We start from the raw sequence: 22,307 nt of genomic DNA, 5'->3' as shown, positions 1-22,307 counted from the left end.
TTTTATCGCTTCATCCGTACAAGTCCGCGTGTGGATCTATTCAGAAAATTCAATGTGTGTTCTTTAAATTCAGAATATGGTAAGTTATGTATTGCTTCAATGGATTGACTGAGACTTCGTTTTTGGCGGAATAAAATGGCATTAATCTTTTTTATCGTGTTTATTTCGTCATTTGAGAATCCATTTCTTTTTAGACCAACGATATTTATACCATATATATACGAACGCGGACCATCTGCTAAAGAATATGGAACGATATCTTGGGAAACTTTGCTTCCCGCACCGATCATCGCAAAACTTCCAATGCTACATAATTGGTGGACAACAGAACCGCCACCGATAGTGATATAGTCATCTATACGAACATGTCCACCAATTTGAACTTTATTGACGATGACATTATGATCTCCCATCATTACATCATGTGCGAGATGGGCATAGTTCATAATAAAGTTGTTATTTCCTACTCTCGTGAAATGATCGCCTTTTGAAGAGCCTTTACAAATGGTTACATACTCTCTCACTGTATTATTATCCCCAATAATGAGATATCCTTCTTCACCTCGGTAACCTTTGTCTTGTGGATCTGAACCGATGATCGCGCCATGTGAAATGCAGTTGTTTTTGCCCAATATCGTGTTGGATCCTATGATAACGTGACTTCCAACCTTAGACGCGCTTCCTATTTTTGAATTTTCTTCAATGATACTATAAGGTCCGATTTCGACATTGTTGCCAATTACTGCGGAAGGGTGAATTATGGCTGAGTGATGTATCATTTGGCACCTGCCTTTGTTCTGGAAAGTTCATCAAGTTTTTCATTAAGTTTTTTTATTGTTTTAGGAAGTCTAGAAAGTGCAGCGGATTGTTGCAGGTGTATCTTGTGTGGACGAGCTATATATCCTGACACCACTGAGTTTTCGGGCAAATTTTTAGAAACATTTGTTTTAGCTAAAACAACACAATTGTCTCCAATCGTAATGTTATTTATAACAGCACTTCCAGCAGCCAGTATAACGCGATTGCCAATGTTCGATGATCCCCCAATTGCACTTGTGCCTGCGATAATGCAGTGCTCACCAATCTGAACATTATGACCAATTTGAATAAGATTGTCCATTTTGGTTCCTTTACCGATGATCGTTGAATCAATCGTTCCACGATCAATAGCTGTGTTCGCCCCAATTTCAACATCATCAGAAATAATGACATTTCCAATGTGGGGAATCTTCACCTGTTTATGCCCATCCCATTCAAAGCCAAAACCGTCTGCGCCTATCACCGCCCCTGAATGAACAATGACATTGTCTCCAATAAAAGTATCATTTAAAATTGTGACATTAGGATGAATCAAGCAATTCATTCCAATTGTCACATTCTTACCAATAAACGAGTGAGCAGAAATAATAGTATGATCACCAATAGACACATTTTCCTTTACTACCGTAAATTCATCAATCTGAACATTGTAGCCTAACGTTGCAGAAGGCTCAATGGCTTTTGATGATATTACACCACTGCTTTTGGTCTTTTCACTAAACATGTTAATTAATTGAATAAAATCGAGTCTTGGATTCTTCACCTTAATAACAGGAACTTTGAATTCTTTTGATGGCGTTTCTGGTACGATTAACGCTGAAGCATTACATGCATCCAATTTATTTAAATTTTGTACCGTAACAAACGCAATCTCCCCTTTCATGGCCGAATTAATTGAACCTACGCCGGTTATAACGACATTTCCATCGCCTACTAAAATCCCATTTAACTTTTCAGAAATTTCATTTAGATTATATGGCATATGGTATATTCTCCCTTGTACTCACCTTAGATTTTTTAACAGTTCTCTAGCAAAAAGAGTATTCAAATAATGAGAGGTGCCGGATCCTATAATTTCGGCATGAAAATAAGGATTCAAAGCCAAATCACCAATCAGATCTAGCAGCTTGTGACGAGACAATTCATCAGGAAACCGTAAATTAGGGTAAATTTTCTTTTCACCAATGACTATGCCATGTTCTAAAGAAGCACCCTGAATTAAACCCTTGCTTCTTAAATACATGATTTCTTTTTTAAAACAAAATGTCCTGGCAGGTGCAATATCCGTCAAGTAATCGTTCTCAATAAAATTAAAATAGGACGTTTGATCTGAGAGGAAGGGAACATGATGTTCGTTTTTAAAACATACGCAGTAGGAGGTCGTAGAGGAGGGATGAGCTTCGAGAAAAGAAGTACCATGCTCAACTCTAACTTTATGTTGTAAATGAAGGTATGTTTTGGGGACTTCTTGCTGCAGATAACCCACTTCCAAAATCTTCGCTGCAATATAGGAAGAGCTGCCATCAAAAATAGGCAATTCCTCACCATTAACATCAATAATCACGTTATCGATGCCCATCCCGCGCACAGCAGACATTGTATGTTCAACCATAGATACAGCGTATCCATGCTTGTTTTTAAGCTGTGTGCAACGTTCTGTATTGGATACATTACCGATTTTAGCTTCAATAATTTCATATGGATCTACATCCACTCTTCTAAAAACAATACCTGTGTTTGGTTGTGCAGAATGCAGAGTTATCTCTGACAAATTTCCACTATGTATAGCAATGCCGTCTAATGTAAAACTATTACGAATCGTTTTTTGGTACATAGCATCCCCTCCATTTTATTGAACATTAGTCTACTGAATAATGGAACCGCCCACCCTGTTTATCGTGTAACTTAGCAAACAAGCTCGTCCCCTTTGACATAATTCTCGAACTCGGATCCTATTTCACATGTATTATATCGATTATGATTAGCTGATGTTGTCGATATTTGGAGGCTCGTCAAATTCACATGAACGTATAATTTGATAATTAAACTAAAACAAAATGTTATTATCTTACGAGGTATGACACGTATGAAGATGTTCACAGTGCCGTTCACCGTTATATGTGATACTACATTAACTAACGTTAACGGAGTATTTCGGCGGTCTGTTTCCGAATGAATGCTCAAGAACAGCAAAACAAGAAACCTTAGCACTCATTGAGCTAAGGTTTCTAAACGAACTATTTTTTTGTTTTTTTATCTGTCTATTTAACGGTGAGCAGTTCAGCATTTTTGTTTGCTGGAATTATGCCCCCATAGGTAAATGAAGGGTGAATGTAGCGCCAATCCCTATTTCACTATGAACGGTAATTTTGCCATGATGGTCCAAAGCAATTTTCTGACAGAGTGCCAGTCCAAGTCCTGTACCTTCTTCCTTGGTCGTATAAAATGGATCAAAGATCGTCGCCAGTGCGTTCTCCGGAATGCCGCTGCCCGTATCCGTAATCGAGATAAGTGCTTCTTCTCCATCATGTAACAAACCAATACGCACTTCACCCGGGTCTTCCATTGCTTCAAAAGCATTACGAATCAGATTAATCAGAACCTGTACGATCTTGTCCCGATCCATATTGACCACAACTGATTCGCCTGTCATCTCTAATGTAATCCGGTGTCCACGGGATGCTGCATCCGATTCGGTTAATGAAAAGACGCGTTCAAGGCAGTGACCCAGCTTCTCCGGTTTCATTAGATGTGCCTGTGGTTTGGAGAATTGCAAAAACTCGGCTGTCAGGTCCGTTACCCGGATAACCTCACCCATAATCACTTCATACCACGGAGCGATATTGTACGCTTGTCCGCGTGACAGCTGCAAGAATCCACGAATCGCCGTGAGCGGATTACGGATTTCATGCGCCATGCCGGCTGCAAGTTCTCCAACAGCCCTGAGCCTTTCCGAACGGTAGACCTCTTCTTCATTCTTAATCCACTTGCTGCGCTGTGCCTGAAATAGTCGCTCCTCTGCAATCGTTATTAACTGCTGGAGGGTCTCTGCTGTCTCCGGATAGACCGAAATGCTATACGTAACCTGTAATCCTTTCAGATCGGTGGTTTGCATCGTACTCATTCGTTCCTCGATACCCGCAACCTCGGGCAAAATGATTGAAAATCGATCTCCCGCATAGCGGGATACCCCATACGCATCCGCGAAATGTCTGGAGATGCTGTCCCCTGTCCCCGTTATAATCGTGCTCCAATTGTCTTCCACTTCCTTGTTGAATCCGTTGAAATTCTGAATATTCAGAAGGATTAAGAAAAAGGAACGCTCCTTGTCAGCCGTCTCTTGCAGTGCATTCATATATCCTTCGTAGTTGAGCATACCAGTAAGTGGATCGTGCAGGGTGAGGAAATGATTTTTTTCGCGCAATCTGCGTTTCTCGGCTTCGCTATTAATCAGTGTATGGTACAGAAAAATAATCACAAAAGCTGTGAGTACATCAAACAGGGAAACGAGCAGTGTGTAAGCATCTATGGTGACATAGGAAAGGCGAATCGAAGTATATTCCAGCACGAGCAGGAGAGAAATGGGCAGAGTCTGAACTACTCGCTGTTTGTCCTGAATCATCGTCATGATGAGCAGATAATACAGCATGTTACACCAATTCAATTCACTGAAGTAATGAAACAGTCCAAGGAAGATCCACTGGATTTTTTGCAATACAGGATATCGTCTTTCCCCATAAATACTTGCAACAAACAGGGATCCCGCAATGATCATCAATGTGAGGCTGGAAGTGCGGCCCAGAAAATAGGAGGACAGGATTACAAGCAGGCAGCCCAGCGGGAATATAACCCTTTTCATCGTGTACGTTAGCAAACAGCCTCGCCCCCTTTGACAATCTACTCACATCTAACATTTTATTTACATGTATTATAGCCATAATGAGTAGCTAATGTTGTCGATTAATGGAAGCTCTCCAAATTGGAATGGAAGGTCTCATGGAATAAATACCCATATACATTCTGTATCGAACAATATTTCAGAACACAATTCATCTTTTTTTCGGTATGTTATACTACGATAATGGATTTATTTTCAATAAAATCCGGAATGTGAAGGAGATTTCATGATACAACAAAGAAAACCAATTGGTTTGGGCACATTTTCTCTGCTGGTCATAGCTTTGGGATTTGCATTTAATTATGCGTGGGGACCTGAGGATTTTCGTTTCAGTTACTATCTCTTTCATCAGATGAACTGGCCAATCTATAGCAATGGAAATGACGGCCTCCATTTGCCTTTTGTAGCAACTGCAATTTTCTGGGTGCCTGCTGTGGTGATTGCTCGAAAATATGATTATCATTACGGTACCCGCGTTGCATTCAATGTCGCTCGATTCATACTGATCTTCTGTATCTTGGGGCCATTAGTTCTAGTGCTAAATTGGATCATTCATTCATAAAGAAGAAGCCAGCGCTCTGACGTTCCAGAGCGCTGGCTTCTTCTTTCTTACTAATTAACATAACTATTTCTTCGCCATATATTTACGGATATCAAATGCAACAGCCGCAACGATAATCAATCCTTTGATAATCAGCTGCCAATATGGGCTTACACCGATAAAGGTGAGGCCGTAGTTGATCACCCCGAAGATGAGAACACCTGCCATGACACCCGGGACTGTACCTATGCCTCCTGCAGTGGAAACTCCACCCACAACACATGCCGCGATGGCATCCAGTTCATACATGTTGCCGTAGTTATTCGTTGCACCACCCGTACGTGCTGCCTCCAGCACACCACCCAGCCCATACAACGCTCCCGCAATGGCATACAGGGCGATCAGATTGCGTGCCACATGAATCCCTGATACATGCGCTGCCTGAATGTTACCGCCGATGGCGTACATATTTTTGCCCAGACGGGTTTTGTTGAAAACGACCCAACAGATTAACGCGACAGCAATCGCGATCAGTACAATATAAGGGATCGAATAACCACCGCCCAGATCAATATATCCCGATCCGATAACCGTAAGGTCTGGTCTGAGTCCTCCAATCGGCTGTGACTGATTCGGCTCTGTATCAAAATAAATCGAGTTCAAACCATACACGGCTACCATCGTTCCCAATGTCGCGATAAAAGGAGGTACGTGCAATTTGGCTACAATAATTCCGTTCACCAGCCCTACGGCCAGACCGGCTACAATTCCGATAACGATAGGCAATCCTACCCACAATTGTGGCAGATCGGGGAAGAACCGATTCGCGTACTCATCAATCTGCAGCATCGATGCAGATACCACTGCCGTCAGACCAACCACCCGTCCTGCAGACAGATCGACTCCACCGGTGACAAGGATGAAGGCCGCCCCCAGTGCGATGATGGCCCGAGTGGAGGATTGCTGTAAAATATCCCGAAGCGTAGAGAATGCAAGGAAGTTCGGATCGGCAATGGCAATACCAATGACGAGCAAAATCAGTACGATAAAGATGGCGCGCTGCGTTACATATTGCTTCACCTGATTGATTACTTGTGTGTTCATCTGTTCCCTCCTGTCTAAGCCATCCGCTGCTGAGCGGCCAGCCTCATAATTTCCTGCTCTGTTGCCTCGGCTCCCTCTACAATACCGGTCAGCCTTCCTTCGCTCATGACCATGATCCGATCCGACATGCCCAGCAGTTCAGGCATCTCCGAGCTGATCATAATAATGCTTTTGCCCTGACGGGCCAGTTCGGTAATAATGGTATAAATTTCAAACTTGGCTCCCACATCAATGCCCCGTGTCGGTTCATCGAGCAGCAAAATTTCCGGATCGGTCAGTAACCACCGCGCCAAAAGTACTTTCTGCTGATTACCCCCAGAGAGGTTGCGAATCAGCGTGTTAACCGAAGGCGTTTTGGTTCTGAACTTCTGGGTTTGCTCCCGTGCCTCTTCGCGCCCCTTTTTCTCATCCAGCAGTCCCACTCGGTTTCGATATCGTCCCAGACTCGCAATAATGGTATTTTCATACACCGACAACACCGGAAAAATTCCCGTAACCCTCCGTTCCTCGGTCAGCAAAGCCATGTTATGACGTTTCGCTGCGGCTGGTGAGTTGATCTTCACTTTGCGTCCGTGAATGGAGATCGTACCTGAAGCAAGTCCGCGGAGCCCAAACAGGGATTCAATCAGTTCCGTCCGCTGCGCTCCAACGAGCCCGCCAATGCCGAGCACTTCGCCTTTTCGGAGCTCAAACGTTATATCCTTGAACGACTGAGGCTGGTTCGAAGTCAGGCCTTCTGCCTTCATTATCACTTCTCCCGGAACATTGGTCCTTTCCGGAAAACGTTCGTCCAGATCACGCCCAACCATCCGGGTGATGATCAGATCCGTGGTCAGCTCAGCCGCATCCCAGGTACCGACGACGAACCCGTCACGCATGATGGTCACTTCGTCCGAAATCGTAAGAATTTCCTCCATTTTGTGCGAGATGTAAATGATCGATACGCCGCGGCTCCGAAGCTCATTAATAATGGCAAAGAGCTGTTCCACTTCCTTGCCTGTCAGGGACGAAGTCGGTTCATCCATGACAATGACTTTGGAATGAAAAGAGACCGCTTTGGCAATTTCCATGGATTGAATTTTGGATACGGATAATGTTCCTGCCTGCGCTTTCGGATCAATATCCAGATTCAGATCCTCAAACAAGGCCAGGGTATCGGCATACATCTTCTTCTCGTCGACCAGTAACCCTCTCATCGGAAAACGCCCCAGCCATATATTCTCCATCACAGGACGGTAAGGCACCGGATTCAGCTCCTGATGAATCATGGATATTCCATGCTCCAGCGCCGCTTTGGAATTCGGGATGTCTGCCTGTTTTCCTTCGATTCGAATTGATCCTTCGTCCGGTCGATACATGCCGAACAGACATTTCATAAGTGTGGACTTGCCCGCCCCATTCTCTCCCATCAGGGCATGGACCGTTCCTGGTTTTACCCTCAGCGTAACCTGACTAAGTGCCTGCACACCCGGAAATGCCTTGGATATGCCATCCATCTCCAGCAGGTAAGGTGATTCCATGTTGATTCCTCCCTTCCATATGCCCAGAAAAAAGGACGCCACCTGTAAGACGGACGTCCCTCTCTGCAACTGTTATTGGGCGTCGGCAATGTTGTCTTTCGTAATTTTCTTGTAGGCGATCCAGACATATTTGCCATCCGTAATGTCATACCCCGTATTATCCTTCGTAGGTGTCTCGCCCTTAGCAAGTACGGAAGCGAGAGCGACTGTCGCAGCACCCTGGTTCTTGGCGTCATTCAATACGGTCCCCAGCATCGTGCCGTCCTGGAGGGCCTGAATGGCAGGAGCCGTCGCATCCACACCTACAACAGGCATCGCTTTGCCGTCCTTGAAATACCCTGCCGCCTTCAATGCCTCAATGGCACCGAGTGCCATATCATCGTTGTTGGCAAGCACGGCTTCGATCTTGTCGCCATGGGAAGCGAGAAATGCCTGCATTTTCTCCTGCCCTTTGACCCGGTCCCACATCGCCGTATCTTCCGCCAATGCCTCTACTTCAATACCAGCATCCTGGATCGCCTGTACAGAATATTTGGTCCGCAGCTCGGCATCCTGATGGCCCGGCTCCCCTTTCAGCATGACGTATTGCAGTTTGCCATCCCCGTTTTTGTCCGCTTCCGGATGGGCTTTCCAGTAATCCACAATCAGCTGGCCGGAGATCGTACCCGACTCTTCAGCCTTGGCGCCCACGTAGTAGACTTTATCCCATTTGTTCATGTCTTCGGCTACCGGTTCACGGTTCAGGAAAACGACAGGAATGCTTGCCGCCTTGGCCTTGTCAATGATGACGCCTGCTGCCGTCCGATCCACCGGATTTACGGCCATGGCACTGTATTTCTTGGATACAAAGAGATCCACTTTCTCATTCTGGGTCGGCTGTGCGTTCTGGCTATCCACGATATCAAGTGTGGCTTTGCCTTCTGCCGCTGCCGTCATGGCATTCCGTACGCCCGTCATGAACGTATCATCGAATTTGTAGATCGCGACACCAATCTTCGGCGTTTCCGTACCTCCTGCTGCCTGCTCTCCTGTGTCCGTTCCTGTACTTCCGCCCGCACTGTCCCCGCCGCTGCTGCAACCAGCCGCAGCAACCATAAATGCGGTAAGCAGCAATGTCATCCACGTTTTCTTCATATCCTAATGACCTCCCCCAAGTTCATTCGGCTTCACCGATATCTTTATTATGAAAGGGTTTACACCATTTTCGAATACAATATCTTCATCTGTTTTATCGAAATCTTCCTCTGTTGATATATGTCTTCCGTCTTCATTGCACAAAAGGAAACAGCAGCTTCTGGTTATCCATCCAGAACATATTATCGGTGCTTACCAGCTTCGTTTCCAAAGTTACTCTCGTCTGGACCTGTTGATCATTCAGCCGTGCCACCGCCTGGTTCAATCCAAGATAACCTGCGCTGAAGCCATTTTGCACAATGAGGTGCTGGAACACCCCTTCCTGCAGCTGCTCCAGCTGCTGCTGTTCACTGCCAAAACCAACGATCTTGACCTGATGTTCCAGCTTGCGGCGATGCAGTTCATCAGCTGCGCCCAGAGAGGCCGGTTCCTGAAGGGCAATGAAGCCGTCCACCTGCTGCTCATCCAGCAGCTGCTTCGCTGCCTGCCAGCACACATCCCGGGTACCGCATACGGATTTGGGTTCGACCTGAATCTCAGGATACTGCTCCAGTGCTTCCAAGACTCCCTGCTCCCGGTGGATCAGCCCTGGATTCACCGGATCCGGCCCCAGCAAAGCTACGCTGCCTCGCCCTCCCAGAAGTTCGGCCATCGCTTCACCTGCCTGGCGTCCGGCCTCCACATTGTCCATAGAAATCACACTCGTTATGCCCTTCACGGGAAACTCATCGTTGAGAACAATGACCGGAATACTCATTTCGCTTGCATTCTCAGTCTGTGCCTTCTGAATGATCTCGCTTAGCGCCTCCTCACTTAGTGGATCAACCAGCAAAGCGGAAGCCCCCTGCTCCAATGCCTGTGTGACCGCCCGAATCTGCGCCTGTTCGCGTGAACTGTACGCCCCGACACCTTGCCCGGATAATTCCTGCAGCTCCATCTCTAGGTGGATCATCGAATCAGGATTGGCTGGTGCATGGGTTGGCGCCTCAGACGGAAAAGCCTCCACGGTCATCAGTTCAGCCCCATTTTCCTTGGCCGCTGCTTCTGCTCCGAGCCTTATGGCTTCGGCAAGTTCACCTGTTCCTGCAGGCGTAATCAGAGCGACACGAGGTGGTGGCTGGACCGAATCCGCATTGGATATACCACAGGCTGTACCAAGGAACAGACAGCAGCTTACTGCAACGATCCCCATGAAGCTGCGTACACCGAGGATGGACGGACTGAACTCATTAAATGGATCTGTACTGACCATCCTGCCAATGGACGCCTTGTTAGCCTTGTTCTTCATCATGAATTTTGCCTTCCTCCCGTTCGCATTGAATCGGAATCCGAATCCAGACTGTCGTTCCTTCCTCCAGTTCGCTCTCGAACTCAAGGCCGCAGTCTTCCCCATAGTAGAGCCGAATTCGGTCATGCACATTGCGCACGGCTACACCTGAACCCGCACCACTCTTGACGATGGGACTGCCACCCAGTAGTCCTGACACCTGCTCCGCTGTCATGCCGACACCATTGTCCGTGATGCGAAACACCAGCATCTCCTTTTCCCGATAAACACGGATCTCAATACAGCCTTCCTCTGTGTGATACTCGATACCATGCACGATGGCATTCTCGATCAGCGGCTGAAGTACCAGCTTCAGTGTCAGGCAATCCAATATATCCTCATCGGCATCGATGCTGAACCGGAATTTGCGCTTGAATCGCATCTGCTGAATCGTCAGATAATGATGTGCGTGTTCCAGCTCTTCGCGGACGGTAATTATGGTCTTACCTTTGCTGAGGCTAATGCGGAACAAACGGGAGAGCGAGGTGATCATGGTAATTACTTCGTCATTACGACTCATGCCCACCATCCGCACGACAGAATTCAATGTGTTATAGAGAAAATGAGGATTAATCTGGGCCTGCAGCGCTTCCAGTTCGAGACGCCGTTTCTGTTCCTGTTCATGAATGATCTCATTCATCAGGGTGCGAATTTTGTTCACCATCAGGTTGAAACGACGGGATAACCGCTCCACTTCAAGTGGTCCTTGGATGGTCAATTCCACGTTGAAATCCCCTCGTTCCACAGCCTTCATCTTCCGTTCCATGCGCCGGATCGGGCGTGTCAAACTGGAAGAGAGCAGCATGGATACGAGAATGACGAGCACCAAAACAACCAGCAACACCCGGATGAGATAGCCATTGACCTCCTGGCGGGTCGTCATAATTTCATCCAGGTAGGCCACTCCAACGATTTTCCATCCGATATTGGCAACAGACTTCACGGTATTCAGCCGTTTCTGTCCATCGGCTTCATCTTCATAACTGCCCGTGGCGACCAAAGCCTGTTCGATATTTTCACTTTTGAGTCCCATGTACATCAGCTGCTGCTGCGGATGATAAACGATATTGCCTGCGCTCTCGTCGATGATGTAGACGTATCCCCGCTGCCCCAGACTGACCCGCCGGCTCAGTTCATCCATCTGTTTGAAGTTGATATCCACCAGTAGAATCACCTGCCGATCCTGACCGTTTTGCCGCACCGTAATCCCTTTACTCATCGATACGACCCATTTGTAGGGCCCGGCATACATATTCTGGATATGAGGCAGTGAAAAACTAAGATGGTCCGGCACTCTGAGCGCAGATTGAAACCACCCTTGCTGTGTCACATGGGCGCTTGGTTTTAAATCTGCCGTAGGTCTGTTCTTAAGCAGCTCGCCCTTGGAATCGAGCAGGGTAATCGAGATAATGTCCTCCCGGCTGCTGAGCAGTGTATCAAGCTGTTTGTCCACCTGTTCCCCTTCCCATGTCCCGTCCCGCAGCATATGCTCCTCAATGGCCCGGTACAGATGCGACATGCTCCGGACATAGTCCTCGAGGTTGTAACTGACCTGATCCACAATCTGTCTCGTCGTCAGTTCGGCGCTGCGTTCGGCAGCTTGTGTGAATTTATCGTGCAGAAGCAGCGCCATCACGGTGAGCACCAGTACGATGAAGATGGAAAAGGACCACGTGATAATCGACCGGATACTGCTAACCTTTGAAGACCGAAGACGGGAACGCATTCTAAGCCATAATTGTCCCATCCGTCCGGCAAACGCTCTCATCGTTCTGCACCTTCACTGGTTGTCAGCGCGGATTGCTTGCGATATTCTTTCGGCGAAATGCCAATATGTTTCTTGAAGCAAAAGCTGAAATAATTCGGTTCGGCGAAGCCTACCCGTTCCGCGATCTCAAACGACTTCAGCTCCGTGGAGCGAAGCAGTTCCTTGGCCGCCTCCATACGGATCTGCATCAGATACTGCAGGAACGTAAGCTGCACTTCTTTTTTGAAAATACCGCAAAAATACCCTGAACTGATATGCAGATGGCCGCATACCTTCTGTATGGACAGATCAGGATCGGCGTAATGTTCCTTCGTAAACAGCAGCGCTTGCTCCACGATATCTTTGTACACATGCTGGCGTCCGCTGGCAATCCGATGTTGTACGAGCATACAGACATCCCGCACTTTGCTCTGTGCCTCGAATAATCCAGGTAAACGGAACAAATCCGCATACAACTGAAATCCTGCACCGAAGATATCTTCCATGTCCTCTCCCGATGCCTGTGCCGCCTTCCAAACCGTTGTTAAAACTTCAATCAGATATAGCTGGATGTCACCTCGTCCATGCTCTACCGTAATTTCCCGGAAAATGATCCTCAGGGCGTCTTCGAGCTCTACCTGGGTTCCTGCCTTGAGACAGCGGGTCAGTGCCTGCTGCTTCAACTCGTCGAAACGCAGTTTGCCTGCAGTCTGCCGCTCCACATCCGCAATATAGATGAGTGAATCGGTTCCCGGCACAAGTCGGTAGTCGAGCGCCAGCAGTGCATCTTCATAAGCATGTTTCACATCCGTGAGCGTATCCACCATTGCCCCTGACCCCACTGTGGCCGGGATGCGCAAGTAATGATTCATGCTCCGGATGACATTTTCGAGTGCCTGCTGCTGTCTTTTCTCCCCCTCCGGATGACCCCATCGGTCAACAAAAAGCAGAACAATGGCCTCCTGGTGCATAAAAGCATGTCCTGCCCCATGTTCCGTCCACACCTCTGATGCAATGTTAAGTGCAGCGAACTGCTTCAGCTCCGCATCCTCGGATTGACGCAATGATCCTCCGGTTTCATGTTTATCCGTTTCCACCGATCGTTGGCCTGCACCGGCTAATTCCGATTTAAACGTACCCTCATGGCCACCATTCTTTTTCCCGTCTCCCTCCAAATGCAGCGTTAAAACAGATACCCCGTACCGCTCACCCTGCAAATCCAGCCCGCATTGTTTCGCTTGACCATGAATGTACGCAGGCGGCTTCTGCCGATGCAGCAGGGTAGCCATCAAATCGGCCTGCACCAGCGGCAGGCTTGTATAGTAATGATCCCGCAGCTGCTGGACATCTTTGCGTTCTGCCACTTCAGATGCCATTTGCGCCCGAAGACGGGTCAGCAGTTCCGTCAGATGTCCGGCGGAGAACGGCTTCAGCAAATATTCGTCCACACTCAGTGAGACGGCCTGCCTGGCGTAATCAAATTCATCATAGCCTGTCAAAATGACAACTTTCACGAGTGGATTGCGTTCCCGCAATCTTCGTGCCAGCTCGAGTCCATCCATAAACGGCATGCTGATATCGGTCACCACAATATCCGGCTCAACCCTTTCGGCCATCTCCAACGCTTCGCGGCCATTCTCTGCAAGGCCGACAATCCGCAGATCCAGTGCTTCCCAATCCACCTCTACGACCAGCCCTTCGCGTACATCCTCTTCATCATCCACCAGTAATACCCGGTACACTTGCGAATTCCTCCCTTTTATTTGAGTGGGCTGCGCGCCACAAGCCATATGTCAGCATGTTGCTAAATTCAATTCTGCTCGTTCCTCCAAGGTTGCCATCATACTATACAATATTATTTCATTTATGTAACCGCTTACTTTAAATGATTCCAAACTCCTATTCGGATCACTTACATCTTATATTTATGGTAAATTATAGTCATCTATTCTGTACAAAAAATGCGAGAAGGGAGTGTCATTCCATTGAATAGATTACAAGCAGGGTTGGTAACCACAGGAATTGGTGCAATATTGCTCTGTAGTGGGGCAATCACGGAAACTATACGCTCCGAACGACTCCAGTCGTCCACGGAATCATCAAGGTGGGAAGATCATTCTGAGGAATTGAGTAATAAATTAACACGCTCGTGGAGCGGGGGATTAAAAGCAATTCATAGAGTGATGGGTAGTGATGGTGATAAGGAAAACCTAAATGAATGGAAGCTATTTTATAGTTTGGAGCATGCTATACATCAGATTCCCCACAAAGAGCGCTCCTCCTTTATTGATCTCTATTACAGCGATACCCGCAGAACTTTACTTGAAAATGGAGATACCCTGCCTGCTCTTCTCCTCAATCCTGACCACTCAAAAGCAATTCAGTTCTGGGAAAAGCATGATGGTACCTATGCGATCATTACAATGGAGAAACAACTGGATCAAGATGGCAAGCGCAAATGGCTTGAAAGTGGTACGCAGATCGTCAAGAAGCCCTGATCCGCTTAAAGAGTTCAGGGCTTCTTGACTTAAGTCCAGTTTTAACAGAATCATTGGCGAATATGATAGACCCTTCCCACCCTTCAATCCACTTCAGATGGTGAGCTATCTTTTTCTTGCTCTGAGAGATGAATATTCAAACCTTTTACATAAATCATCGTTGTGTCCGGATTGGTGTGCCCCATTATTTCCGCCAAACGGTGCAGTGGAGTTCGCTCTGCCATGGCATAGCCAAACCGATGACGCAGATCATGTGAACTTAGCCCCTCCAGTCCGGCTGCAGTCATCACCTTTTTAATCAAATGGCGCAGTGCCCTCTCGGTCAGACGATCGTTGGTCTTCTCGGAAGGAAACAGGTAAGGGCTATGCGGATCCAAACCTGCGATATATTTCTTCAGCATCAGATTACACGTTTTGTTCAATGGGATTTTCCGCTGTCCGTTTCGTTTATCGGCTCGCACGGTAAGCTGCCCACTTCGTTTTCCCAGTTCAATATCAACCGGCTCGAGGTTGCATACCTCCATCGTCCGTAAACCCGTATGGAACATGAGGGTCAGGATTGTCTGATCACGAAGTGAGTTGCCCTGTTCGACCGCAGAGAGGAATGATTGTTCTTCCATGGCTGTCATTCGGCGAGGGCTCACCTTGTCCTCCGGAATGAATTTCAGAGGTTTGGAAGGATCACTGCTGATCCTGGATTCCGCTGCAGCCCATTTGAAGAAACGCTTCAGTGTGATAAGTCGGCGATTAATGGTCGATGGCTTCAACTGCAGCACATTCTGTGAATGATCCCGGTAGCTCGTTAACGTCGATGTATCCACGTCTTCGATTCGCATGAGATGTTCTTTTGCAGCTGCACTTCCTTTGTACCATTCGGTAAAATGTTTCAGATCACTCGCATATTCCCTTAATGTTTTGGGCGTTAGCTCTCCCTTATTCGTAAGCATATGTATGAACTCCTGAACAACCAATTCCCCTTGTGCCGGAACCCCAGATGCCTTGCTCATTTAAAAAAACCTCCAAATCTTGACTTATATTAGCGGACATGGTATTATCATATTAATCGATACATTAGCGGACATCAAGTCTGTGGTTTGAATATACCTGATCAGTGTTAATTTCTCATTAGCCCTAATCAAAATGGTCGTTTAAAAAACTTATTTTTTTGGAGGAATCACATGCAAACAGGTACAGTGAAATGGTTTAACGCGGATAAAGGCTTCGGCTTTATCGAAATTCAAGAAGGAAATGACGTTTTCGTTCATTTCAGCGCAATTCAAGGCGACGGTTTCAAAACTTTGGATGAAGGACAACGCGTTCAATTCGAAGTAACTCAAGGTAACCGTGGACCACAAGCTGAAAACGTTACGGTCATCTAATTATATTCAAGCTGCCTTTACAGGCAGCTTTTTGTTTTTATTCCGTTTCTGACCTACCAGATCACAGTCCGACCGAATACCAAATCAAACAAAGCGAGGGATTACACATGGATAAGGAACAATTGATTGCCGAAGTAGCCAAATCTGGCGGTTTCTCCAAGAAGAACGCTGAAAAGGCCGTAACTGTCGTACTCGATTCGATTTTAGAGGCTTTAAAAGAAGGCAAGGAAGTTCAGCTTGTCGGATTCGGAAAATTCGAGGTACGTGATCGTGAAGCGCGTATGGGCAGAAGTCGGAGAACGGGCAAAGAAATCCAGCTTCCTGCAGGGAAAGTTCCCGTATTCACGGCAGGATTAACCATGAAAGAGGCACTTAATTAAGGCAGCAAACCCTGTATTGGAAAGAAGGTTTTCATTCAAACAAACAACAATATATATAATGTAAATGTCGTATTTTCTACCGTTGATGATATTCTTAACTATTATTCCGGCAAGCAGACGAACCAGGATAACGCGAAAGATCACACCCATTCAACAGCCCCATCAGCAGAGTCTGAGCAGACCCTACCACCACCCACTCGCTGAACGAACCCTTTCATATTGGACTACAAAAGCCCTGTTCCGCTGTCATCCGGTCCAGGGCTTGATTTATGTTAATCCAGCACCCAGGGAGAATGAATCTTGGGTACATCGTTAATCAACTGTCTTGTATAAGGATGCTCCGCATGGTGAATGATTTCCTCCGCTTTTCCTGCCTCCACCATCCGCCCATGTTCCATAATACAGATCGTGTCGCTCACATAATAAGCCAGACCCACATCATGGGTGATAAACACAATGGTCATTCGATTCTCATCACGCAGCTTGAGCAGCATATCCAGAATCGTGGAACGTGAACAGGCATCCACCATGGAGGTTGGTTCATCTGCAATCAGCACTTTCGGATGCAGCATGAAGATCCGGGCAATCATCAGCCGCTGCATCTGTCCACCTGACAGCTCGAACGGATATTTGTTGTACAACTCCTCAAACTTCAGGTTCACGAAGGAACAGGCTTCTTTCATTTTGGCGTATTCCTCATCATCACTTAGCTTCAATCCTTGAAGTTTGATACAATCCACGAGCAGCTTCTCTACCCGATGAAAGACATTGAACGATGAAAATGGATCCTGGAAAATGGCCTGAATATCCTTCCAATAGGCTTTACGTTCACGATAGCGCCTCAGCTGTCTCGGCTTTCCATTGTATTCAATGGCCCCGCTTGTTTCCTTAAGCAGTCCCATTATCATCTTCGCAAGCGTGGTCTTGCCGCTGCCGCTCTCGCCAACAATCGATATAATCTCGCCTTGGTGAAAATCAAAGCTGACATCGTCTACCGCCGCCTTTTTACGGTTGCCTGTACCGTATACCTTCGTCAAATGACGGCCGCTAATCAGCACTTTGCCCATCGCCATGCGGGTTCACTCCTTTCGGGAGTCATTAATCAAGCTGCTCCTCTTTCCTGATCTGCTCCAGGATTTCCGGTGTCAGCAGGCAGCGATAGATCCGTTCATCCACATGGATGTTCTCAATCTTGCCCTGACGACAGTCGTCCGTAACCAGCGTGCAGCGTTCTGCAAATCGGCAGCCTTCGGGCACATGCTTCAGATTCGGCGGGGCTCCCGGGATGGCAGCAAGTTTATGCTCCTTCATCCCCTCTTCCGGCACAATAATGGATCCCATCAACTTACGTGTATAAGGATGCAGCGGATTGAAAATCATCTGCTCTGCCGTTCCCCGCTCGACAATCTCCCCGGCATACATGACCATGATCTCATCCGTGACATGATACAGGAGCGGCAGCTCATGGGTGATAAATATCAGCGACTTAATGACTTCCCGTTTCAGCAAATCCTTCAAAAGGCGGATGACCGCCTTCTGTGAAGTCACGTCCAGGGCGGATGTCGGTTCATCCGCAATGAGCACTTTGGGGTTTAAAATGGTGGAGATCGCGATCACCGTTCGCTGCTTCATGCCACCGGATAACTCATTCGGATACATATCCAGCACGTCCGGGGACAGATTCAGCGATTGGAAGCGCTCGGCTGCCATCTTCCGTACCTCCGTACGCTTCATCCCCGGGCGATGTTCCTTCATGATATCTTCGATGAATCGGATAATGCGCAGCGTGGGATTCAGCGCATTCATGGCGGCCTGCGGAATATAGGCAATCTCCTTCCCCAGAATACGGGAGCGAAGCTGCTCCTTGTTTAGCTGCATAATATCCGTGCCATTGATTTGGATCGAACCACTACCATAATGGAGGGGTGGGAAATAAAAACCCATCAGACTGAGCGCAAGTGTTGATTTGCCACAGCCGGACTCCCCCGCAATGCCCAGCGTCTGCCCTTCTTTCAGTCCAAACTCGACCCCGTCGACCGCAAAAACGTTCTCTTTGAGCCGGGTACGATAATAGGTTTTGAGGCCGCTGACCTGAAGTATAGGTTGGTTCATGGTCTTAGCTCCTTATTTTCGGATTAAAGATTTCGTCCATGCCTGTATTCATCAGATAGAGCGAGAACGTAATGACAGCGATGGCAAATGCCGCAGGGATAAATGCCCACCAGGCTCCTGCCACCGGGGCTTCAAACACCAGTGCCCAGTTCATCAGAATGCCGAGTGATATTGTGTTATACGGACCGAGACCCAGCATCGAGATTGAGGCTTCGGACAAAATGCCCGAGGCTGTCTGAAGCACAAAAGCCATGACTACATAAGACGCGATATACGGCAGAATCTCATGGATAATGATGCGCGGTGTGCTATGTCCCGAAATCTTTGCAATATGCACATGATCCCGGCTGCGCAAGGATGTCGTCTGAGCGCGTACCGCCCTAGCTGTCCATGGCCAGCTCGTAATTCCGATAATGATGGCCGTCACGAGGGAGCTGCGGGAATCGATACTGACCGAGATGAGAATCAAAATGATGAATGATGGAATCACGATGAAAATATTTGTGACCGCAGTCAGAAAATTATCCAGCATGCCCCCGATATACCCGGAGACCAAGCCCATGACCAGCCCAATCACCGTCGCAAAAACACCCGCAATCAATCCCACCCGTATGGAGGTCTGAATGCCATACATTAATTCCAAAAAGATATCGCGCCCGAAATTGTCCGATCCCAGCAGCAATCCATCCCCAGGAGGCTGAAACGCCATTGCAATCATCTCCAGCGGGTCACTGCGATTAATGAGCGGATAGATGGTCACAAGCAGCAGCATGCCTACAAAAGTCACCGCACCAATCATAAACTTGGGCGACTTCAGCAAAATAGAGATCGAATGCTTCATGTCATTGTTCCTCCATTTGAGCAGCCTTGATGCGTGGGTCAATAAAGCCATAAATGACATCGATCGTGAAATTCGCCAGCAGTACGGCGATGGCAATTAACAGTGTACATCCCGAGATGAGCGGATAATCCAGCTGACGTATGGCCGTGAACAGCCATGTCCCGATGCCTGGATAACTGAATACAATTTCACAGATCAGCGATCCACCAACCATCGTGCCTATGGAGAGTGCGAGTCCTGTAATTTGCGGCAGCATGGCGTTGCGGAACACATAGCGCGCAATGCGGCCATCGCGGATGCCAAGCAGTTTACTGTACAGCACATAATCCGAATTCAGCTCATAAATGGACATCTCCCGCATGCCAATGGCCTGACCTCCGATGGTCACCAGCACTATGGACAGAAACGGCAGGGTATGGTGGCGTATGACCGACATGATAAAGTCGAAGCTTAACTGCGGCACCATCTGGAAGTCATATCCCCCGGACAGCGGAAACCATTTCAGTGTTAAAGCAAAGACATACAGCATAATAATAGCCAGAGTAAAAAAAGGAATGGAATTGATAAACAGGGCCACCGGGAACAGCACTTTATCAAAAACACCCTTCCGGTATGCTGCAATCGCACCGAGCAGATTACCCACCAGCCAGCCGACCAGGATGGCCGGAAGTTGAAGCCCCACCGTCCAAGGGACGGCGGAGGCCAGAATGTCCGTCACAGGCTTCGGATATAGTCCGAAGGATGTGCCGAGATTGCCTGTGAACAGATTTTTCAGATATATCCCGAACTGGGTCCACAGCGGTTGATCGATACCAAATTCAACGGTAAAGGTCTCATACACCCGCTTGATGGAGTCCGAATCGGTCATGCCTGCGGTCATTTTGGAAGCGATCATGCTCACCGGGTTGCCTTCAATCAATCTTGGCAGAATAAAATTCAATCCAATGGCAATGATCAGGGTCAGGCCATACCAGAACACTTTTTTCGCTACATATCTGGCGTAGGCATTCATTGGATCAGCACCCCCCGAATTTTACGGATAAGGTCATATTGGTGCTCAGGTGAGCACGTTCTTTTATCGCTTAATTATGAATTTGGTAAAGGGCCTTAATGCCTGCGCCATCCATTGAAATCTGCGGTGGAATGTTGGTGCCGTCCCCTTCGGTCGGGAATCCTTTCCAAACGGATTCATTCACGGTATCAAACACCCAAGGTCTGTACATCAGTGGAATGGACGGGATATCTTTCAGCCAGATCGTATTGAGCTCGGTGTACAATGCTTTTAGTTTTGCTTCATCCGACACGGAAGGAATCTCTTCAATGATTGCGTCTGCACGGTCATTCTGATAACGGCCCCAATTCCAGAATGCCATCTCGCCGAGTGGAGCGACTCCTTTGGAGTACATAATGGTCATGGCGCGGTTCCACGGCTGGCTCGGACTCACTCCGCCCGCAGGTGTGTTCATGATGATATCGAATTTGCCGGTTTGCAGATCATTGGTCCAGACCGGGGATTCCGGGAATTTGGTTCGAATCTCAATGCCAATCGCCTTGGCACTCTGTGCGACGATCTCCAGGGCAGCATTCCAGTCTGACCAGCCGTACGGACATTCGATTTCAAAAGGCCCGAGGCGCGTTCCGTTCAGGACACGAATACCGTCTTTGCCTTTGGTGGCCCCAATCTGGTCAAGCAGCGCGTTCGCTCCTTCAATATCCGTCGTCCATTGCAGCGACTTGATCGCATTCTGGTCAACGTACTTGGACTCGGCATCCGAGTTCAGAGTCAGGGAAGGCTGCATCGGTGCAGAGTATCCGCTCATCGCTAGTTCGGAAATTTTGTCATAATTGATGCTCATCGCAATGGCCCGGCGAACGTCTGCGTTATCCAGTCCCGCCTTGGACAGATTGAAGAAAATGCTTGGCATGGAACCCGGCAAATAATATGGTGCATCCTTCAGGTAGGTTTTGATCGGAGCCCCGCCTTCCCACATTTTCCACACCTGCGGGATAAACTGTTGGGAGACGTCCACTTGGCCGCTCTTGAACGCCAGATCACCTGCGGCATTATCCTTGTAGATCACATGAGTGATGTACTTGGGTGCAGGCAGTTTGCCGAATAGTTTCTGTCCCCAGTAGTTGTCGTCGCGGATAATCGTGATTTTCTGATCATTGTAGAAATGCAGTTTGTAAGCTCCGGTGCCCACCGGATTGTCGTTAATTTCTTTGCGAATCGCGGTCAGATCGTTATTATTCTTCTTCTCAATCTCTTCCCAGATATGCTTCGGCAGCATGGGAATCAGTTCAATACTATCCAGCACCGTTAGTTTATTGGGATTATCAGGGTTCAGCTTGATCTCAACGGCTTGCGGTCCGTCCGCTTTTACTTCCTGGATGTAGGTCCAAAAACTGCTCCAGTTGATGTCATATTTTTTGCCCAGCTCATAAGTGTACACAACATCGTCTGCCGTAAAAGCCGTCCCATCACTCCACTTGGCATCCTCGTTCAGCTCAATTCGCAGCGTGGTGTCATCCGTCCATTCATACGTCTTGCCAAGCAGCGGCTCAAGCGCGCCGTCCAACTGGTTCACCATAAACAGTGTCTCATACACCAATTCCCTGGAGTTTCCGTAATTTACAGGAAAGGCGGGATTACCACTGAGCAGATTGAAGTTGGTTGGCGGCCCCCATTGCAGTCCATTGACGTACAGCGTCTCATTACGCGGGGTCTCCTTGTTGGTTTGAGGTGCTGGTTCATTTTGAGTGGTCGTAGCAGGCGGATCTACCGTTCCTTGCGGTTCACTTACCGACGGTGGCTGAACACTTTGGCATCCGGCAAATAAAGCAGCCGATAATAACAGGGCGATGAGCGGTTTTGCAGCACTCTTGACTCGCATCCTGAACCCCTCCGTGAATTCATATTGGTATTTGGAAGCGCTTACTTAACGATATTCTATGAGGTATATCACACGAAACATTCCATCTCTTTCCTCAATGTTGAGACATTATT

20 protein-coding genes are annotated in these 22,307 nt (G+C 47.7%); 4 read left to right on the top strand and 16 right to left on the bottom strand.

Translation table 11 applies throughout. The features are described 5' to 3' along the window. Positions 1 to 2: 2 nt before the first annotated feature. The 4 genes from lpxA to HP552_RS24620 all read right to left on the bottom strand — a co-directional run bounded on the left by lpxA (position 3) and on the right by HP552_RS24620 (position 4,693). A complete protein-coding gene (lpxA, locus tag HP552_RS24635) occupies positions 3 to 779 on the bottom strand; it encodes an acyl-ACP--UDP-N-acetylglucosamine O-acyltransferase (protein WP_175398034.1) in 777 nt (258 codons plus the stop codon). Beyond that, a complete protein-coding gene (lpxD, locus tag HP552_RS24630) occupies positions 776 to 1,801 on the bottom strand; it encodes a UDP-3-O-(3-hydroxymyristoyl)glucosamine N-acyltransferase (RefSeq protein ID WP_175398033.1) in 1,026 nt (341 codons plus the stop codon). Before lpxD ends, lpxA begins: the two co-directional genes overlap by 4 nt. 21 nt (positions 1,802 to 1,822) lie before the next feature. After that, complete coding sequence (lpxC, locus tag HP552_RS24625) at positions 1,823 to 2,653, bottom strand: UDP-3-O-acyl-N-acetylglucosamine deacetylase (protein WP_175398032.1); 831 nt, start codon at positions 2,651 to 2,653, stop codon at positions 1,823 to 1,825. 468 nt (positions 2,654 to 3,121) lie between these two features. After that, entirely contained in the window at positions 3,122 to 4,693 is a 1,572-nt protein-coding gene (locus tag HP552_RS24620) for a sensor histidine kinase (RefSeq protein WP_246311044.1), read from the bottom strand. A 250-nt stretch (positions 4,694 to 4,943) separates the two neighbouring features. Here HP552_RS24620 and HP552_RS24615 point away from each other — a divergent pair, with 250 nt between their 5' ends. Beyond that, positions 4,944 to 5,279 carry a hypothetical protein gene (locus HP552_RS24615; RefSeq protein ID WP_175398031.1) on the top strand — a complete coding sequence of 112 codons (336 nt, stop codon included), beginning with the start codon at positions 4,944 to 4,946 and terminating at the stop codon, positions 5,277 to 5,279. A gap of 63 nt (positions 5,280 to 5,342) precedes the next feature. On the opposite strand, the gene mglC is transcribed toward HP552_RS24615, so the two are convergent. The 6 genes from mglC to HP552_RS24585 form a co-directional block, all read right to left on the bottom strand. After that, positions 5,343 to 6,362: a galactose/methyl galactoside ABC transporter permease MglC gene (mglC, locus tag HP552_RS24610; RefSeq protein WP_175398030.1), complete on the bottom strand. Its 1,020-nt coding sequence runs from the start codon at positions 6,360 to 6,362 to the stop codon at positions 5,343 to 5,345. Positions 6,363 to 6,376: 14 nt separating this feature from the next. Beyond that, positions 6,377 to 7,882, bottom strand: coding sequence for a sugar ABC transporter ATP-binding protein (locus HP552_RS24605; protein WP_175398029.1), 1,506 nt, complete (start codon positions 7,880 to 7,882; stop codon positions 6,377 to 6,379). A 72-nt stretch (positions 7,883 to 7,954) separates the two neighbouring features. Beyond that, positions 7,955 to 9,016 (bottom strand): galactose ABC transporter substrate-binding protein, encoded by a 1,062-nt coding sequence (locus HP552_RS24600; RefSeq protein WP_175398028.1) that lies wholly within the window; start codon positions 9,014 to 9,016, stop codon positions 7,955 to 7,957. A gap of 133 nt (positions 9,017 to 9,149) precedes the next feature. Beyond that, complete coding sequence (locus HP552_RS24595; protein ID WP_246311043.1) at positions 9,150 to 10,307, bottom strand: substrate-binding domain-containing protein; 1,158 nt, start codon at positions 10,305 to 10,307, stop codon at positions 9,150 to 9,152. Then, on the bottom strand, positions 10,288 to 12,111 hold the full coding sequence (locus HP552_RS24590) for a cache domain-containing sensor histidine kinase (protein ID WP_175398027.1): 1,824 nt from the start codon (positions 12,109 to 12,111) through the stop codon (positions 10,288 to 10,290). The genes HP552_RS24595 and HP552_RS24590 overlap by 20 nt, the downstream gene beginning before the upstream one ends. Further along, on the bottom strand, positions 12,108 to 13,832 hold the full coding sequence (locus HP552_RS24585) for a response regulator (protein WP_175398026.1): 1,725 nt from the start codon (positions 13,830 to 13,832) through the stop codon (positions 12,108 to 12,110). The genes HP552_RS24590 and HP552_RS24585 overlap by 4 nt, the downstream gene beginning before the upstream one ends. A 243-nt stretch (positions 13,833 to 14,075) precedes the next feature. Between HP552_RS24585 and HP552_RS24580 the strand changes: the two genes are divergently transcribed. Beyond that, positions 14,076 to 14,588 carry a hypothetical protein gene (locus tag HP552_RS24580; RefSeq protein ID WP_175398025.1) on the top strand — a complete coding sequence of 171 codons (513 nt, stop codon included), beginning with the start codon at positions 14,076 to 14,078 and terminating at the stop codon, positions 14,586 to 14,588. Positions 14,589 to 14,671: 83 nt separating this feature from the next. Here HP552_RS24580 and HP552_RS24575 read toward each other — a convergent pair whose 3' ends face one another. Next, the gene (locus HP552_RS24575; RefSeq protein ID WP_175398024.1) at positions 14,672 to 15,595 is read right to left on the bottom strand and encodes a tyrosine-type recombinase/integrase; all 924 of its coding nucleotides are present in this window, start codon (positions 15,593 to 15,595) and stop codon (positions 14,672 to 14,674) included. 171 nt (positions 15,596 to 15,766) lie between these two features. Here HP552_RS24575 and HP552_RS24570 point away from each other — a divergent pair, with 171 nt between their 5' ends. Further along, positions 15,767 to 15,967 (top strand): cold-shock protein, encoded by a 201-nt coding sequence (locus HP552_RS24570; protein WP_175398023.1) that lies wholly within the window; start codon positions 15,767 to 15,769, stop codon positions 15,965 to 15,967. Then, on the top strand, positions 15,967 to 16,347 hold the full coding sequence (locus HP552_RS24565) for an HU family DNA-binding protein (protein WP_312884350.1): 381 nt from the start codon (positions 15,967 to 15,969) through the stop codon (positions 16,345 to 16,347). Before HP552_RS24570 ends, HP552_RS24565 begins: the two co-directional genes overlap by 1 nt. Positions 16,348 to 16,619: 272 nt before the next feature. On the opposite strand, the gene HP552_RS24560 is transcribed toward HP552_RS24565, so the two are convergent. The 5 genes from HP552_RS24560 to HP552_RS24540 form a co-directional block, all read right to left on the bottom strand. Further along, positions 16,620 to 17,420 (bottom strand): ABC transporter ATP-binding protein, encoded by an 801-nt coding sequence (locus HP552_RS24560; RefSeq protein ID WP_175398021.1) that lies wholly within the window; start codon positions 17,418 to 17,420, stop codon positions 16,620 to 16,622. 25 nt (positions 17,421 to 17,445) lie between these two features. Continuing rightward, entirely contained in the window at positions 17,446 to 18,459 is a 1,014-nt protein-coding gene (locus HP552_RS24555) for an ABC transporter ATP-binding protein (protein ID WP_175398020.1), read from the bottom strand. 4 nt (positions 18,460 to 18,463) lie between these two features. Further along, the gene (locus tag HP552_RS24550; protein WP_175398019.1) at positions 18,464 to 19,300 is read right to left on the bottom strand and encodes an ABC transporter permease; all 837 of its coding nucleotides are present in this window, start codon (positions 19,298 to 19,300) and stop codon (positions 18,464 to 18,466) included. Between the two features lies 1 nt (position 19,301). After that, a complete protein-coding gene (locus tag HP552_RS24545) occupies positions 19,302 to 20,312 on the bottom strand; it encodes an ABC transporter permease (RefSeq protein ID WP_175398018.1) in 1,011 nt (336 codons plus the stop codon). 70 nt (positions 20,313 to 20,382) lie between these two features. Beyond that, a complete protein-coding gene (locus HP552_RS24540; protein ID WP_175398017.1) occupies positions 20,383 to 22,194 on the bottom strand; it encodes an ABC transporter substrate-binding protein in 1,812 nt (603 codons plus the stop codon). Positions 22,195 to 22,307 lie beyond the last annotated feature (113 nt).

This window comes from Paenibacillus xylanilyticus (assembly GCF_013359935.1).
GTDB lineage: Bacteria > Bacillota > Bacilli > Paenibacillales > Paenibacillaceae > Paenibacillus > Paenibacillus xylanilyticus.
Note: the sequence above shows the minus strand (reverse complement) of the source record. Positions and strands in the feature narration are given on the sequence as shown.